At 68.8% G+C, this 14,247-nt stretch carries 13 protein-coding genes; 7 read left to right on the top strand and 6 right to left on the bottom strand.

Going from position 1 to position 14,247, the window contains the following annotated elements:
• Positions 1–53 precede the first annotated feature (53 nt).
• Positions 54–929 (top strand): helix-turn-helix domain-containing GNAT family N-acetyltransferase, encoded by an 876-nt coding sequence (locus AKJ13_RS03870; protein WP_050732183.1) that lies wholly within the window; start codon positions 54–56, stop codon positions 927–929.
• Positions 930–945: 16 nt separating this feature from the next.
• Here AKJ13_RS03870 and AKJ13_RS03875 read toward each other — a convergent pair whose 3' ends face one another.
• The gene (locus tag AKJ13_RS03875; RefSeq protein ID WP_050732485.1) at positions 946–3,609 is read right to left on the bottom strand and encodes an MMPL family transporter; all 2,664 of its coding nucleotides are present in this window, start codon (positions 3,607–3,609) and stop codon (positions 946–948) included.
• A 619-nt stretch (positions 3,610–4,228) separates the two neighbouring features.
• Between AKJ13_RS03875 and hpnH the strand changes: the two genes are divergently transcribed.
• Both hpnH and AKJ13_RS03885 read left to right on the top strand, forming a co-directional pair.
• Positions 4,229–5,392, top strand: a complete 1,164-nt coding sequence (gene hpnH, locus AKJ13_RS03880) for an adenosyl-hopene transferase HpnH (protein WP_007566232.1) — start codon at positions 4,229–4,231, stop codon at positions 5,390–5,392.
• 317 nt (positions 5,393–5,709) lie between these two features.
• Positions 5,710–6,387, top strand: a complete 678-nt coding sequence (locus tag AKJ13_RS03885) for an autotransporter outer membrane beta-barrel domain-containing protein (RefSeq protein WP_050732184.1) — start codon at positions 5,710–5,712, stop codon at positions 6,385–6,387.
• A 43-nt stretch (positions 6,388–6,430) separates the two neighbouring features.
• Here the strand turns inward: AKJ13_RS03885 and AKJ13_RS03890 are convergent, their stop codons facing one another.
• The 3 genes from AKJ13_RS03890 to AKJ13_RS03900 are packed head-to-tail and all read right to left on the bottom strand — an operon-like array spanning position 6,431 to position 8,482.
• Positions 6,431–7,216: a hypothetical protein gene (locus AKJ13_RS03890; RefSeq protein ID WP_050732185.1), complete on the bottom strand. Its 786-nt coding sequence runs from the start codon at positions 7,214–7,216 to the stop codon at positions 6,431–6,433.
• A gap of 25 nt (positions 7,217–7,241) precedes the next feature.
• Positions 7,242–7,442, bottom strand: a complete 201-nt coding sequence (locus AKJ13_RS03895; protein ID WP_007566240.1) for a hypothetical protein — start codon at positions 7,440–7,442, stop codon at positions 7,242–7,244.
• Positions 7,439–8,482, bottom strand: coding sequence for a hydantoinase/oxoprolinase family protein (locus AKJ13_RS03900; protein ID WP_144426179.1), 1,044 nt, complete (start codon positions 8,480–8,482; stop codon positions 7,439–7,441). The genes AKJ13_RS03895 and AKJ13_RS03900 overlap by 4 nt, the downstream gene beginning before the upstream one ends.
• Before the next feature lie 6 nt (positions 8,483–8,488).
• Between AKJ13_RS03900 and AKJ13_RS03905 the strand changes: the two genes are divergently transcribed.
• Together AKJ13_RS03905 and leuD are read left to right on the top strand one after the other, a co-directional pair.
• A complete protein-coding gene (locus AKJ13_RS03905; RefSeq protein ID WP_050732187.1) occupies positions 8,489–9,223 on the top strand; it encodes a HisA/HisF-related TIM barrel protein in 735 nt (244 codons plus the stop codon).
• Between the two features lie 66 nt (positions 9,224–9,289).
• Complete coding sequence (gene leuD, locus AKJ13_RS03910; protein WP_050732188.1) at positions 9,290–9,892, top strand: 3-isopropylmalate dehydratase small subunit; 603 nt, start codon at positions 9,290–9,292, stop codon at positions 9,890–9,892.
• 82 nt (positions 9,893–9,974) lie between these two features.
• Here the strand turns inward: leuD and AKJ13_RS03915 are convergent, their stop codons facing one another.
• Entirely contained in the window at positions 9,975–10,214 is a 240-nt protein-coding gene (locus tag AKJ13_RS03915; protein ID WP_050732189.1) for a hypothetical protein, read from the bottom strand.
• Positions 10,215–10,323: 109 nt separating this feature from the next.
• On the opposite strand from AKJ13_RS03915, the gene AKJ13_RS03920 reads away from it, so the two are divergent.
• The gene (locus AKJ13_RS03920; protein WP_050732190.1) at positions 10,324–11,523 is read left to right on the top strand and encodes a lytic murein transglycosylase; all 1,200 of its coding nucleotides are present in this window, start codon (positions 10,324–10,326) and stop codon (positions 11,521–11,523) included.
• A gap of 576 nt (positions 11,524–12,099) precedes the next feature.
• On the top strand, positions 12,100–13,671 hold the full coding sequence (locus tag AKJ13_RS03925) for a methyl-accepting chemotaxis protein (RefSeq protein WP_244471506.1): 1,572 nt from the start codon (positions 12,100–12,102) through the stop codon (positions 13,669–13,671).
• Positions 13,672–13,762: 91 nt separating this feature from the next.
• Here AKJ13_RS03925 and rplS read toward each other — a convergent pair whose 3' ends face one another.
• Entirely contained in the window at positions 13,763–14,176 is a 414-nt protein-coding gene (gene rplS / locus AKJ13_RS03930) for a 50S ribosomal protein L19 (RefSeq protein WP_007566254.1), read from the bottom strand.
• Positions 14,177–14,247 lie beyond the last annotated feature (71 nt).

Genomic DNA, 14,247 nt, shown 5'->3' on the forward strand with positions numbered 1-14,247 from the left:
AGCTTGGCCCTCTCCGCTTGACCGATCATAATGTCTGACTAAAGTCAGCTATTATGACGTTCGACTCCATCCTCCGCTTTCGCCGCTTCGCCCGCGCCGTCACCGCGGAGGTTGGCGCCCTCGACGATTCGTTCCTTGGCCGGGGCCGGCCCCTTGGGGCAGCCCGGGTGGTGAACGCGATCGGCGCCGGCCGCACGGACGTGGCCGAGATCCGCGCCTATCTGAGTCTCGATTCCGGCCTGATGAGCCGCCTGCTGCGCAGCCTCGAGGACGAGGGCCTGGTCACCACCGAGCCGCATCCCGACGACGCGCGCCGCCGGGTCGCGCGCCTGACGGAGGCGGGGCAGCGCGAGTTCTCAGCCTACGAAGGCCTGTCCGACGCGCGCGCCTCAGCCCTGCTGGAGCGCGCGCCGCGTGCCGAGGAACTCCTGCGCGCGATGGATCTGGTTGCCCTGACGCTCGGCCGCGACCGGATCACCATCGCGGAAGCTGACCCGCGCAGCGAGGCCGCCCGGTCCTGTCTGGAGGCGTATTATGCCGAATTGGCGCGCCGGCTGGAGACCGGGTTCGACGTCAAGCTGTCGTGCGATCCCGAGGCCGCGGCGATGGTCCGGCCGCGCGGGGCGTTCCTGCTCGCGATGGCGGACGGCCTGCCGGTGGGATGCGTCGGCCTGAAGGGCAGCGGCGGCCCGATCGCGGAGGTCAAGCGGCTCTGGATCGACCCCGCAGCCCGGGGCTTCGGCCTCGCCCGCCGGCTGATGCAGGCCGTCGAGACGGCAGCCCGCGAGCTCTCGGTCGCGGTGCTGTGCCTCGACACCAACAGCGCGCTGCCGGAAGCCCTGGCGCTCTACCGCAAGACCGGCTGGGTCGCGATCGATCGCTTCAACGACGACCCATACCCCGACCACTTCTTCGAGAAGACGCTCTGAGCGCTCCGGAGCCGGCCTACTTGGCCGGCACCGGATCCGACGGGGTGGTGCTCTTGCGCAGCGCGGCCGCGGCGGCCTTCTCCCCCTCCGGGCGGTCGTCGTCCGCCTGCGCGGGCGGCTCGCCCAGGGTCGCCGGCACCACGAAGAACGCCGCGATCAGGGTGAAGAACAGCGACAGCGCCAGCAACTTGCCCATGCTGGCCGTGCCCGGATGGCTCGATAGGACCAGAGAGCCGAAAGCGCTGCCGGTGGTCAGTGCCGAGAAGAAGATCGCTCGGGTCAGACTGGAAGCCAGCATGTCGGTCACGCCCGCCCGCCACGCGATCACGTAGTAGATGTGGAACGCGACGCCGACCGCCAGCATCAGCGGCAGGGCGATGATGTTGGCGAAGTTCAGCGGCATGTCGATCAGGCGCAGGGCCATCAGGGTCCACAGGGTCGCGATGACCAGCGGGCCCAGGGTCATCGCCACGTCCCAAGGCTTGCGCAGGGCCACCGACAGGATGACGAAGATCAGCACGAACGCCGTGATGGCCGCCTGCACAAAGGCGCCCAGGATCGTGTAGGTCGACCGCGTCGTGGCCACGGGGGCGCCGGTGGCGTGCGGGGCGACCTTCAGCACCTCGTCCGAGAAGGTGCGCAGCACCTCATCGTCGTTCGAATCACCCTTGGGATGGACCTCGATCCGCGCGCGTCCGTCCGCCGCGACCCAATCGGCCTTCAGCTGCGGCGGCAGGTTGTCCAGCGTGATCTTCTCCGGATGGAGCAGGTCACGCAAGCGCTGGAGCAGCGGCACGAGATCCTTGGTCAGGGCGACAGAGGCCGCCTCGCGCATCTGCACCGGGCCGCCGGCGAGCTTGTCGAGGGTGCCGGCGAGCTGCTTGGCATTCTGGGCGCCCGCGGCCTCCTTTCCGTCGCCCGCGACACCGTTCAGAGCCGCGGCGGCGTCCTTGAGCGCCTTGACGTTCTCGGCATCGGTCGGCGGCGGCGGCTTGCGACCGGGATTGAGCACCGGATCCAAGAGCTGCGCCGTGTCGGCGATCGCCGCGAGCTTCTTGTCCTGGTCCCGCGGCACGAAGGTGTCGATGCTGTTGACTGACGAGGTCACCGGCAGCGCCGCAAGGGTCTTCGACAGGGCCGGGACCGCGTCGACGTTGGGGGCCAGCACGTCGATCAGGTTCGGGCTGGTCTCGGGGTTCTTGATCAGGTCGAGATAAGTCGCGATCGATTCCGTCTTCGCGCTGCGCAGATGCATCGGGTTGGAATCGAAGGGCAGGTGCCAGAGCAGCGGCGCCCCGGCCAGGGTCACCACGCCGACCGCGATCAGGATCGGCTTGCGCTTGCGGATGATCCACGGGTCGACGCCGACCAGCCACGCGGTCTGCACCGCCTCCTTCTCGCCCTTGGGCTCGAACACCGCGATCAGCGCCGGCAGCAACGTCAGGGAGAACAGGTAGGCCACGACCATGCCGACGCCGGCGATCAGACCCAGCTCCGAGACGCCCCGGAAGGCGGTGGGCAGGAAGGCGAAGAAGCCGGCGACCAGCGATACGGCGGCCAGCGTCAGCGACCAGCCGACCCCGCGGGCGGCGGCCCGGATCGCGCTCTGGAGCGTCGGCTGCTCGTAGCGGTCCGCCCGGTAGCGCACCGAGAACTGGATGCCGAAATCGATTCCGAGCCCGACGAACAGGGCCGCGAAGGCCACCGAGATCGGGTTCAATTCCTTGACCATGATCAGGCCGAGGGCGGCGGTGACGATGAGGCCCGCAAAGGTGGTGATCAGCACCGCGCCGACGAGCTTGCCGGAGCGCAGCGCGAGCCACAGAAACAGGACGATCGCGCCGACGATGATGCTGTTATTGAGGGCCGCATCCTCCGAGAGCGTGGCGAATTCCTCGTCCGCCACCGCGACCGTGCCGGTCAGCCGCATGCGCAGGCCGTGCTCGGCGTCGATCTTGAGATCATGCGCGACGTTGCGGATCAGCTTGGTCGCCTGGTAGCCGGGCTCGAGGGCGTTGAAGTCCAGCACCGGCTGGATGATCACGAACTTCATCTTGTCCGTGACGCTGCTCTGGCCGTTGGCCAGCAGCTCCTGCCACGACATCCGCGCGGGCTTGCCCGCCAGCACCTTCTGCAGGGTGGCGTCGATCTGGCCCATGGGCTTGTCGAGGTCTTCGAGCTTAGCGTCGCCGGACTTCACGCCGCGCGCGCCGAGCGACAGCACCCGCATGACCCCGCGCAAGGACGGGTCGGCGGCCAGCGGCCCGAGCAGCCCCTGCTGCTGGGTCAGCTCCTCCAGCGTCTTGTCGAGCTGGGCCTGGGGCATCAGCAGCAGGCCGTTCCTGTCGAAGAACGGGCCGCCATCGGGCCGGTACACGGTCTCGATCAGATTCTTATGGGCGGTCAGCGCCTTGGCCAGGTTGGCGGCCGCCTCCTCGGTCTCCTCGGGCGTCTCGCCGTTGATGACCGCCACGATGGTGTTGCCGCGCTGCGGGAACGCCTTCTCGAAATTGATCTCGTCCTGGCGCCAGGGCTCCTTCGGGTCGATCAGCCGCTCGACATCGGTGTTGATGCGGAACAGATGCGCCGCGACTCCCAGGCTCGCGACCGTGATGAACGCCATCAGGGCGATCACGATCCACCGATACCGCACCGAGAACGCGACGAGACCTTCGATCACGAGCACCCTGCCTGTTCGCCCCGGACGCGCCCCATGCGCGACCGGCTATTCCCAACCGTCCCGGCCGGATCGGCGCGACCGGCCCTGCCGGATTCGAACGCCCACATGAAGGTCGCCGCGCGATCCGCGCGAGCGCCCTTCGCATTCGGGGGACGCCGCACCGCCCAATCTGGTCGCGCGACGCGCGGGTGCAAGCCGAGCCTGTCCCGGACGGGACGCTGCGCTGCCGCTCGCCGCGGGCCACCCCTTGCAACGCGGCCACAGGGCTCAGTAAAGAGGGCGTCCCCAGATTGCAACGCGATCGCCGCGGCGCGGTCCTTGCCTCGGCCGATGTGCGGTAGCGCACTGCAATCCTGATATGGGGACAAGAATCTTGGGATTACGGTCGCATTGCCGACGCAATGCACGTGCTGTCCTCAACCGTCAGGCGACCCGACCCGCCGATACCGCCGCGTGAAGCGCGTGTGGCTCGGTTGCGTCAGGAGCAGAATAAGTCGTTATGGCCTCGCCGAAACGGGGTCGTTTCAGATTAGTTCCAAGCTACATCGCTGGAATTCGAGTTTTTTTCGCGGTAAGCACCCCGACGCCTCCGGGGCCGACGCAGTAAGGAGCCGCAATCTTGGGTATCCCCCTCCGGTACGTCGCGAAGATCGGCGGCTACATCCTCAAGCAGCACCTCACGGGCCGCAAGCGCTACCCGCTGGTGATGATGATGGAACCCCTGTTCCGCTGCAATCTCGCCTGCGCCGGCTGCGGTAAGATCGATTACCCGGACGAGATTCTGAACAAGCGGCTTCCTGTCGCCGACGCACTCGAATCCGTGCGCGAGTGCGGCGCCCCCGTGGTGGTGATCGCCGGCGGCGAGCCGCTGCTGCACAAGGATCTGCCGCAGATCGTCCAGGGCATCATCGATCAGAAGAAGTTCGCGATCGTCTGCACGAACGCGCTTCTGCTCGAGAAAAAGATCAAGGATTACAAGCCGAGCCCGTACTTCACCTGGTCGATCCATCTGGATGGCGACAAGGAGATGCACGACCAGTCGGTGTGCCAGCGCGGCGTCTACGACAAGGCGGTCTCGGCCATCGCCAAGGCGAAGGAGATGGGCTTCCGGGTCACCATCAACTGCACCTTCTTCAACAATTCCTCGCCCGAGAAGATCGCCGACTTCTTCGACAGCGTGACCCGGATGGGCATCGACGGCATCACCGTCTCCCCCGGCTACGCCTACGAGCGCGCGCCCGACCAGAAGCACTTCCTGAACCGCAAGGCGACGAAGGAGCTGTTCCGCGGCGTGTTCCGGCACGGCAAGGAGAAGGGCCGCGAGAAGTGGACCTTCCAGCAGTCGGGCCTGTTCCTCGACTTCCTTGCCGGCAACCAGACCTACCATTGCACCCCCTGGGGCAACCCGACCCGCACCGTGTTCGGCTGGCAGAAGCCCTGCTACCTGCTCGGCGAGGGCTACGCGGCGACCTTCAAGGAGCTGATGGAAGAGACCGACTGGGACGCCTACGGCACCGGCAACTACGAGAAGTGCGCCGACTGCATGGTCCATTCGGGCTACGAGGCCTCCTCGGTGGTCGATTCGGTCCGCAAGCCGTGGAAGCCGCTGGTCCACGCGATCCGCGGCATCAAGACCGACGGCGCCATGGCGCCGGAGGTCAGCCTGGAGAACCAGCGCCCCGCCGAGTTCGTATTCTCGCGCAACGTCGCTCAGAAGCTCTCTGAGATCAAAGCGGCTGGCGTCGACACCAAGCAGGAAGCCCGCAAGCGCACGGCCGCCTGATTCCCACGCACAATCGCGTTCAAAAGGCCGCCGCGGGGTTCCGCGGCGGCCTTTGTCGTTCGTGCCGCGCGCAAGCGGAATGACCGGTCAAAGCAGACATACAGGTGTCATCCGAGTTTCCTCCCTGCGGCCAAGCTTGGGGCCGAGATGATGACAGGAGGAAGCACGTGGCGGCGCGCCAGCGGCGTGTGGGTCGGCGGCAACGCCCTGTTCCCGATCAGTTGCGCAACGGCGATCCCACCCTCGACCGGACGATCCTTTAGGGTAGCGGCGGTCTCGACCCGCCCGTCGACGGCCCCTGGCGGGCCGGCGCCGCATTGGGCGGCGGCGGCACGCTCAGCCGTCCGGGCGGGTTCCGGCAGGAGCACAGCGCCTTCACGGTCTCGGGCCATGCCGGGTATCACGAGCCCGACTTCTACGTGCAGGGCATCGTCGGCGGCGCCACCGATATCGCCCTCGACCGGATCACCCTCCCGGCCGCCTGCCGGCCGACCGCTGGCGCTCGGATTTCCGCCAGCGCCGTCTCGCTCGATCGCGAGGCGGGACGCCCGTTCCGGATCGGTGATTTCAGCCTGACGACGTTCGTCGGGCTCATCCATCCGGCCAGCCATGTCGACGGCTTCACGGAGACTGGTGCGGCCGGTAACAACGGCGTCTATCGCGGCCTCAACGTTTTCCAGACCGCCACCCCTCTCGGGGCCGAGCTGGCCTTCTACGGCTTCGGCGACGAGATCCCGTCGCTGGGGGTCGCCTACAACCTCGCCACGGGGCCGCCGAGCAGCACCGGCTTCGCCCGGCTCGCCAGCGTCCAGAACCCGCTGGCCAGGGCCTCGATCCCAGTGCCGTTCCTGCGCGACGACTTCGTGAGCATCGGGGCAGGCCTGCAGGGCAGCCTGACCGAGCAGCTCGGCTGGCGCGTCGACTCCCTCGCCTCGGTTGGGACACGCGCCGGTGTCGGCCACGGCGTCGCAGTGGGCCTGCGCTATCAGTCGTGAGCGGTGGGCGCAGCGGCGGTAATCGCGTTGCCCCGGCTGCGCCTCAGCCTGCCGCCCGGACTCGGCGTCCGACGAACAGCCATGGCAGCACGCAGGCTGCCGACAGGGCGATCGAGACCGCGTAGGCGGTGACCATGTCGGTCCGGCCGAGCAGCAGGTGAATGCAGACGTAGAAGGCCAGCACGCCGAACGCCCCCTGGGCGCTGCCGCGGACCACGTCGAGGGAGGCGCGCACGCCGTCCTGGAGGCGGGCGAAGGCGATGAGCGGCCAGGAGATGATCGGGATCGGCGCCAGCAGGCCGCTCAGGCCCGAGCCGAGATAGGGCGCGAGCGTCGAGACCAGCAGCACCAGCGCGGTCGCCGCAGCCAGGCGCGCCGGCATGTCCCACCGCGGCGGCCGCGGAGGACGGGCCGGCGCATCGGGCCCTGCCGCCCGCGGGCACAGCGCCACCACCAGCGCCATGATCGGCACGTTGATCGCGGTGGCGAGCCACAAGCCGGGCCGGATCAGCCCGTGCAGCACGAGGCCGCCGAGTACGAACGCCGACAGGGCGGCGCAGAGCGAGGCGACCGGCCCCAGCCGCGGGGCGCAGACCGCGTAGGCGAGGTAGCAGAGTGTCACCGCCCCGAGCCCCTCCACCGAGCCGATCGCGGCCTCGGCGGTGAAGCCTGCGCCCTGCTCGAGGGCGAGGTAGATCGAGATCGGCGCCGAGGTGAGCGGCAGGCCCGACAGCAACCCACCGACCAGGCTGCCCCAGCGGCGTGACGCCGCCGACACGGCCCACATCAGCGTCGGGGTGATGACGATCTTGGCGGCGATCAGGCTCATCGCGGGTTCCCGTCGCCCGCCCCGCTCACGCCGCGTCCGGCGGCTCCCCATCGTCCGGCACGGCCGGCGAGTTCAAGATATCCTCCAGCTCGTCCACGAGCCGGTCGATCTGATCCTCGGTGGCGAGCACCTTCAGGACCTCGCCGGATTCGGTCTCCACGGCCAGCTCGATATGCGGCCCAACCCGGGTCGTCAGGACCCGGGCCAGGATCTTGATGGCGCTCATGCGAATGTATCCTCCGAGGCGATGAGGCCGACCGCGACGGCCGGCCCGCAGGTCGAGATCCAGTCGGGCTCGCCGGCGACGCGCTCGCGCAGCAGGTCCACCAGCAGGCGGGCCGGACGCCCGAGCCGCTCGGCCAGGCGTGGTCCGAGGAACGCACCGGCGCCGCAGACGATCAGGGGGGCATCCGCCGGCAGGTCCGGCCGGGAGAGCAGCGTCGCGGCCGCATCGTGCAGCAGCCGCAGCTGCGCCTCGGCGAAATGCGCCGCCAGCAGCGCCCAGGCCTCGGGCGTGCCCTCCCCCCGGTCGCGCCCGACGATCCGGGCGAGCCGGGTCTCGCTCTCGGGGATGGACTTGCCCTTGCGGTCGCCGCTGGCCTGCTGGTCGGCGCCTTCGGGGAGCAGGCCGAGGATCCGGTACACGTCCGCCATATGGGCGAAGGTCTCGGTCATCAGCCGGGTGCGGCGGCCCGCGAACGGGGCATCGTGGGCGAGCGCGATCACCGGGGCGCGGACGATCCCGGTATAGACGAGTTCCCCCGTCTCCAGCCGCTCGGCGTCGCTGTAGCCGGCGGCGGCCGGGCGGCCGCCGACGACGGGGATCAGATCGGCGGTGGTGGAGCCGATATCCACGAGGAGCGCGTCCGGCGCGTGCCGGCCGGCCAAGGCCGCGGTGGCATGCCAATTGGCCGAGGCCACGTCGGCGAACAGGTTGGCCGCCGCCTCCGGGGCGACCAGGCCGGAGCGCCCGGCATAGATCCGCACGCGGCCGAACAGGTGCTTGTCCGCCCAGTTCGAGAGCGCCGCGACGCCCTCGCGCCGGTCGGCGAAGCAATCGGTCAGCTCCCCGGTCATGGTCACGGCGTGACGCGCCTCGCCGCGGGCCCAATCCGGCAAGGCCGCCAGGGAGCCGTCGAGGGCCGCGACGCCCTGCCAGAGCGGACACGGGACCTGGGACGCCGCGACCACCCGGCCCGCCTCGACCAGGGCGGCCTTGACGTGGACCCCGCCGAGGTCCCACCCGATCTGCTTTGCGACTGGCATGGGCATATGACCGCGACGCGCGCCTCAACGGATGATGGATTCGGGCATCCCGGCTTCGCGGTGATCCCGGTGCTCGACCTGCGCGGCGGCCGCGTGGTGCGGGCGCGCCGGGGCGAGCGCTCCTCCTATGCCCCGATCGAGACGCCCTTGGCAAAGGGCTCCGAACCCGCCGCCGTGGCACATGGGCTGCTCGATGCGTGGCCGGCCCGGACCCTCTACGTCGCCGATCTCGACGCGATCATCGACGGCGCCGCCCCGGATCTCGGCGCCCTGGGCGCCATCGCCCGGGCCTGCCCGGGGATCGGCCTGTGGGTGGATGCGGGCTTCGCCGCGTTCGAGGGCGTCGCGGCGTTCCTGGCCGCCGGCCTGGGACGGCCGGTGATCGGCAGCGAGAGCCAGTCGGATGCCGGGCTCGTGGCGCGCCTCGGTGATCGCGCCGTGCTGTCCCTCGACACCCGGGGGGCCGAGCGTCTCGGCCCGGCGGCGCTGCACGACGATCCTGCACTCTGGCCGCCCGACGTGATCGCGATGACCCTCGCCCGGGTCGGTGCCGGGGCCGGTCCCGATCTCGAAGCCCTCCAGGCCCTGCGGGCGCCGGGCCGCCGGGTCTACGCGGCCGGCGGCGTGCGCGGGCCGGACGATCTGCGGGCGTTGCGGGAGGCCGGGATCGCCGGAGCTCTGGTCGCCTCCGCGCTCCACGACGGCACCCTGCGGTACGGCGAGGCCGGGGACCTGGCCTGACGCTTCCGGGCGGCCCCCGAGGCTGCTAAACCGCCCCCAGACCCAGCCTTCAAGAGCCTGCAGACGATGGAAAAATTCACCACGCTGGAGGGCGTCGCGGCGCCCATGCGGATCATCAACGTCGACACCGACCGGATCATCCCGAAGCAGTACCTGAAGACGATCAAGCGCACCGGTCTGGGCAAGGGCCTGTTCGCCGAGATGCGCTACAAGGACGACGGCTCCGAGAATCCGGATTTCGTGCTCAACAAGCCGGCCTACCGGAACGCCAAGATCCTGGTCTGCGGCGACAATTTCGGCTGCGGCTCCTCCCGGGAGCACGCCCCCTGGGCGCTCGCCGATTTCGGCATCCGCTGCGTGATCTCCACGAGCTTCGCCGACATCTTCTTCAACAATTGCGCGAAGAACGGCATCCTGGCGATCATCGTCTCGCCGGAGGATCTGGAGAAACTCTTCGAAGACGCCGAGCGCGGCTCGAACGCGACCCTGTCGGTGGATCTGGAGGCCCAGACCATCAAGGGGCCGGACGGCGGCACCCTGCATTTCGACATCGACAGCGGCCGCAAGCACAGCCTGCTGAACGGCCTCGACGAGATCGGCCTCACCCTGGAGCGCGGCGCCGCGATCGACGCCTACGAGCAGAAGCTCGCCGCGCGGGAATGGGCCTGATCGGTCGGCTCCTGGAATGCTGGATCTACGCCCGATTGCAATGGGATCGGGTGCAGCCTTGAGGTCGTGATGAGCCCTCCAATCAGGCCGCCTTCAGGTCCGCCAGGAAGGTGGCGACGGCGTGGCTGAGGTCGTTCGAGGTCTGCGAGAGGCCCTGGGCTGCGCCCAGGATCTGGGACGCCGCCGAACCAGTCTCGCCGGCGGCGCGCTTGACCTCGACGATGTTGCCGGTCACCCGATCCGTCCCCGAGGCGGCCTGCCGGACGTTGCGGGTGCTCTCCTGGGTCGCCGCGCCCTGCTCCTCGATCGCGGCGGCGATCACCGGCGACCCGCCAGCCCGGACGGCCGATCATGCGCGACCTAACTGGTCCTTAACCCTCGTATTGCCTGATTCGAACACCATACAACGGACGTCGAACGGGAACGCCAGGATGCGGATTCACACCCTCGGATCGGGCGTCGCGCTCGGGTTCGGTCTGCTCGCAGGCCTGGCTTCGGTGCCCGCCCGCGCCGATTTCGATTCCTGCCTCGCCGGCCTCCAGGGTCAGGCGGCTTCGGCCGGTGTGTCGGCCCAGACCTTCCAGGCGGCCACCCGCGGCATCAGCTTCGACGACAAGGTGATCGAGCTCTCGCAGGCGCAGCCCGAGTTCAAGACACCGATCTGGGACTACATGGCGGCGCTCGTCGACGACGAGCGGGTCGAGGACGGGCGCGCGGCCATGCGGCAGCACGCATCCGCCCTGGCCCAGGCCGAATCGCGCTACGGGGTCGACCGCTACACGATCGCGGCGGTCTGGGGCGTCGAATCGAATTTCGGCAAGAACCTCGGCAAGATGCCGCTGGTGCAGTCGCTGGCGACGCTCGCCTGCTCGAACAACCGCCGCCGGGACTTCTTCCGCGGCGAGCTGATCGCGACCTTACGGATCATCGAGCGCGGCGACATCGCGCCGGAGCGGCTCACCGGCTCCTGGGCCGGCGCCTTCGGCCAGACCCAGTTCATGCCGACCACCTATCACCGGCTCGCGGTCGATGGCGACGGCGACGGCCGGCGCGACGTGGTCGATTCGGTCGCCGATGCGGTCGGCTCCACGGCGAACTTCCTGCGCGTTGCCAAGTGGCAGAACGGTCAGGTCTGGGGCTACGAGGTGAAGCTGCCCCGCGGCTTCAGCGTCGGCGCGGCCGGGCGCAAGAACAAGAAGCCGATCGCCCATTGGGCCTCCCTCGGCGTAACCCGGGTCGACGGCCGCCCGCTTTCGGGCGAGGGGCCGGCCGGCATCATCGCACCCGCCGGCATCGACGGGCCGGCCTTCCTGGTCACCAAGAACTTCGACGCGATCTATTCGTACAACGCGGCCGAATCCTACGGGCTCGCCATCGCGGTCCTGTCCGACCGCCTCCGCGGCAAGGCCGGCGTCCGGGCCGCCTGGCCCACCGACGATCCGCCCCTGTCGCGGGCCGAGCGGCGCGACCTCCAGACCCGGCTGGCCGCCCGCGGCTACGATGTCGGCGAGCCGGACGGCAAGGTCGGCCAGAAGACCCGTGACGCGATCAAGGATGTGGAGCGCAAGCTCGGCATGACGCCCACCGGCCGCCCCGGCGGCAAGGTTCTCGAGGCCCTGCGCGGAAGCTGAGCCCGATCCCGGTCGCTCAGGGGGGCTGGTCCGGCGGCGCAAATGGCCGCCGGGCGCAGCGATCGCGGGGCGCTGATCCCGATCACGCCTCCAGCTTGCGCCCGCCCACCCGGTCCGAGACTGGACTTCGGCGACCGCGATGGTCTCGTTGGGAGGCCGCCGCTTCTGCGCGACGGAGCATTAATCCGTCCCCGATCACGGATCTGCCATGCAATCAAGAGATGGATCGGCGGCGCTGTAGCAGAACTGTCTTATTCATCAATATGTGTATATGCAACATTTTTCGATGCCGTTAAAGGCGCGACGCACCACAATAGTATGAGACTCGGACTGTGGAGATCGACGGTGTGTAATATTGAATAAACGTAAAATACCGATACGTTTTTTCAGATTGAAATCTTGAGCTGCGTACGTTCATTGGGATATATTAGTTCCGACATGCGTTAAATTGAGATTAAAATGAATATCTCGCTCGCAAATTTGTCATTGTCGCACAAGCTTTCGCTTCAAACACTCCTGACATGTCTTATCATCGCGCTGATCGGCGGCGTGGGATTGAAACTATACGATCGCGAAATGCGCGACGAGCGCGTGCAATCGCTTCGGACCATCGTCGAGCTGGTGCAGTCGCGCGCCCAGGCCCTCGACGAACGGGTGAAGGCCGGCACCCTGACCAAGGATGCGGCCCTGTCCGAGCTGGCCGAGTCCACCATGACGATACGCTACAGCGGCGGGACGAACTACATCGCGATCTACACGATGGACGGCGTCGCCCTCGCGGCGATGAACCGCAAGGATATCGGCAAGAACCAGATGGACCTCGTCGTCAACGGCGTGCCGATCATCCGTGCGTTCATCGAGCGCCTGAGAGCGTCCGATACGGCGATGCTGGAATACGAATATCTCCGGCCCGGACGGGAGGGCGTCTTCCCGAAGATGTCCGTGGCGACCCGGTTCGCTCCCTGGGTCATCTTCATCGTCACCGGTGCCTATATCGACGACATCGCCGCGGCGTTCCGCTCGCTGGCCTTCACGGTGCTGGCCCTGCTGGTCGGTATCATCGGGGTCTCGGTGCTGGGCTCCCTGCTGATCGGGCGCAGCATCACCCGGCCGCTCGGGCGCCTGCACCGGCGGATGCGGACCCTCGCGGAGGGCGACATCGCGAGCCCGGTCTCCGATACGGAGCGGGGCGACGAGATCGGCCGGATGGCCGAGGCCGTGGAGGTGTTCCGTCAGGCCATGGTCGCCAAGCGCGAAATGGACGTGGCTGCGGCTCGGGATGCCGAGGCCAAGATCGAGCGGGCCCAGGCCCTCGACGCCCTGACCCGTCAGTTCGAGGGCAATGCCGGGACCCTGATGCAGGGCCTGACCTTGGCCGCCACGGAGATGCAGACCAGCGCCGCCACGATGGCGCAGAGTGCGGCGCGGACGAGCACCCGCTCGGCGCAGGTGGCCGAGGCCGCGCAGGAGACCTCGGCCAGCGTGCAGACCGTGGCTGCGGCGACCGAAGAGATGTCCACGACCATCCGGGAGATCTCCGGCCAGATGGCCCGCTCGTCGGCGATGATCGGGCAGGCCGCGACGGAGGCGCAGCACACCGACGCGATCGTGCGCGATCTCGCCGATGGCGCGGAGAAGATCGGCGCCGTCGCCAGCATGATCGCGGCGATCGCCAGCCAGACGAACCTGCTCGCGCTCAACGCCACGATCGAGGCGGCGCGGGCTGGCGAGGCCGGCCGCGGCTTCGCGGTGGTCGCCTCCGAGGTGAAGGAACTCGCCGGCCAGACCGCGCAGGCGACCGCGGAGATCGCGACCCGGGTCGGCGCGGTGCAGGCCTCGACACGGCAGGCCGTCGAGGCGATCCAGGAGATCGGCCGCACGGTCACCGAGGTCAACACGCTGGCCACCAGCGTCGCGGCCGCCATTGAGGAGCAGGAGGCGACGACCGGCGAGATCGTGCGCAGCGTTGCGCAGGCGGCCGACGGCACCAGCACGGTGACGGGCAACATCGCCGACGTTTCCACCGCCGCCCAGGAATCCGGGAAGGCGGCCGAGCAGGTTTTGGGCGCCGCCTCCGAGCTCTCGCAGAAATCCGGGCGGCTCTTTGCGGAGATCACCCACTTCCTCGACCGGGTCCGGGCCGCCTGAGCGGTGGGCCTAAAAAAAACCGGCCCGGCAGAGCCGGACCGGTTGAAACCTTCGGAAATCCCCCGGCTGCGTGCCGGGGGCGTCCCGCATCTTACTCGGCGGCGGCCGGCGCGGCGGCCGAAGCCTCCTTGGCGGCGTCCTTGGCCTTGTAGCGGTCGGTGCGCTCGACGATGCGGGCCGACTTCCCGCGACGGTCGCGCAGGTAGTACAGCTTGGCGCGACGCACCTTGCCGCGGCGGGCGACCTTGATCGAATCGATCATCGGCGAATGGACCGGGAAGACGCGCTCGACGCCCTCGCCGTAGGAGATCTTGCGAACCGTGAAGCTCTCGTTGAGGCCGCCACCCTGGCGACCGATGCAGACGCCTTCGTAGGCCTGGACGCGGGTGCGCTCGCCTTCCTTGACGCGGACGTTGACGATGAGCGTGTCGCCCGGCTCGAAATCGGGGATGGTCTTCGCGAGGCGCGCGACTTCCTCGCGCTCCAGCTGCTCGATGATGTTCATGGCATAGCTCCAGCCGTTGCGCCGTGCCGCCCCTCATGGGCAACCGGCACCAGGATTTCGGCGATCCTGTT

Source organism: Methylobacterium sp. ARG-1 (genome assembly GCF_001262595.1).
Classification (GTDB): Bacteria; Pseudomonadota; Alphaproteobacteria; order Rhizobiales; family Beijerinckiaceae; genus Methylobacterium; species Methylobacterium brachiatum.

What these genes read in the sequence shown, in the direction of transcription:
- AKJ13_RS03870 (WP_050732183.1), top strand. Translation starts at nt 54, where the DNA reads ATGACGTTCGACTCCATCCTCCGCTTTCGCCGCTTCGCCCGCGCCGTC.
- AKJ13_RS03890 (WP_050732185.1), bottom strand. Translation starts at nt 7,216, where the DNA reads ATGAGCCTGATCGCCGCCAAGATCGTCATCACCCCGACGCTGATGTGG.
- AKJ13_RS03895 (WP_007566240.1), bottom strand. Translation starts at nt 7,442, where the DNA reads ATGAGCGCCATCAAGATCCTGGCCCGGGTCCTGACGACCCGGGTTGGG.
- AKJ13_RS03900 (WP_144426179.1), bottom strand. Translation starts at nt 8,482, where the DNA reads ATGCCAGTCGCAAAGCAGATCGGGTGGGACCTCGGCGGGGTCCACGTC.
- AKJ13_RS03905 (WP_050732187.1), top strand. Translation starts at nt 8,489, where the DNA reads ATGACCGCGACGCGCGCCTCAACGGATGATGGATTCGGGCATCCCGGC.
- leuD (WP_050732188.1), top strand. Translation starts at nt 9,290, where the DNA reads ATGGAAAAATTCACCACGCTGGAGGGCGTCGCGGCGCCCATGCGGATC.
- AKJ13_RS03920 (WP_050732190.1), top strand. Translation starts at nt 10,324, where the DNA reads ATGCGGATTCACACCCTCGGATCGGGCGTCGCGCTCGGGTTCGGTCTG.
- AKJ13_RS03925 (WP_244471506.1), top strand. Translation starts at nt 12,100, where the DNA reads ATGCGCGACGAGCGCGTGCAATCGCTTCGGACCATCGTCGAGCTGGTG.
- rplS (WP_007566254.1), bottom strand. Translation starts at nt 14,176, where the DNA reads ATGAACATCATCGAGCAGCTGGAGCGCGAGGAAGTCGCGCGCCTCGCG.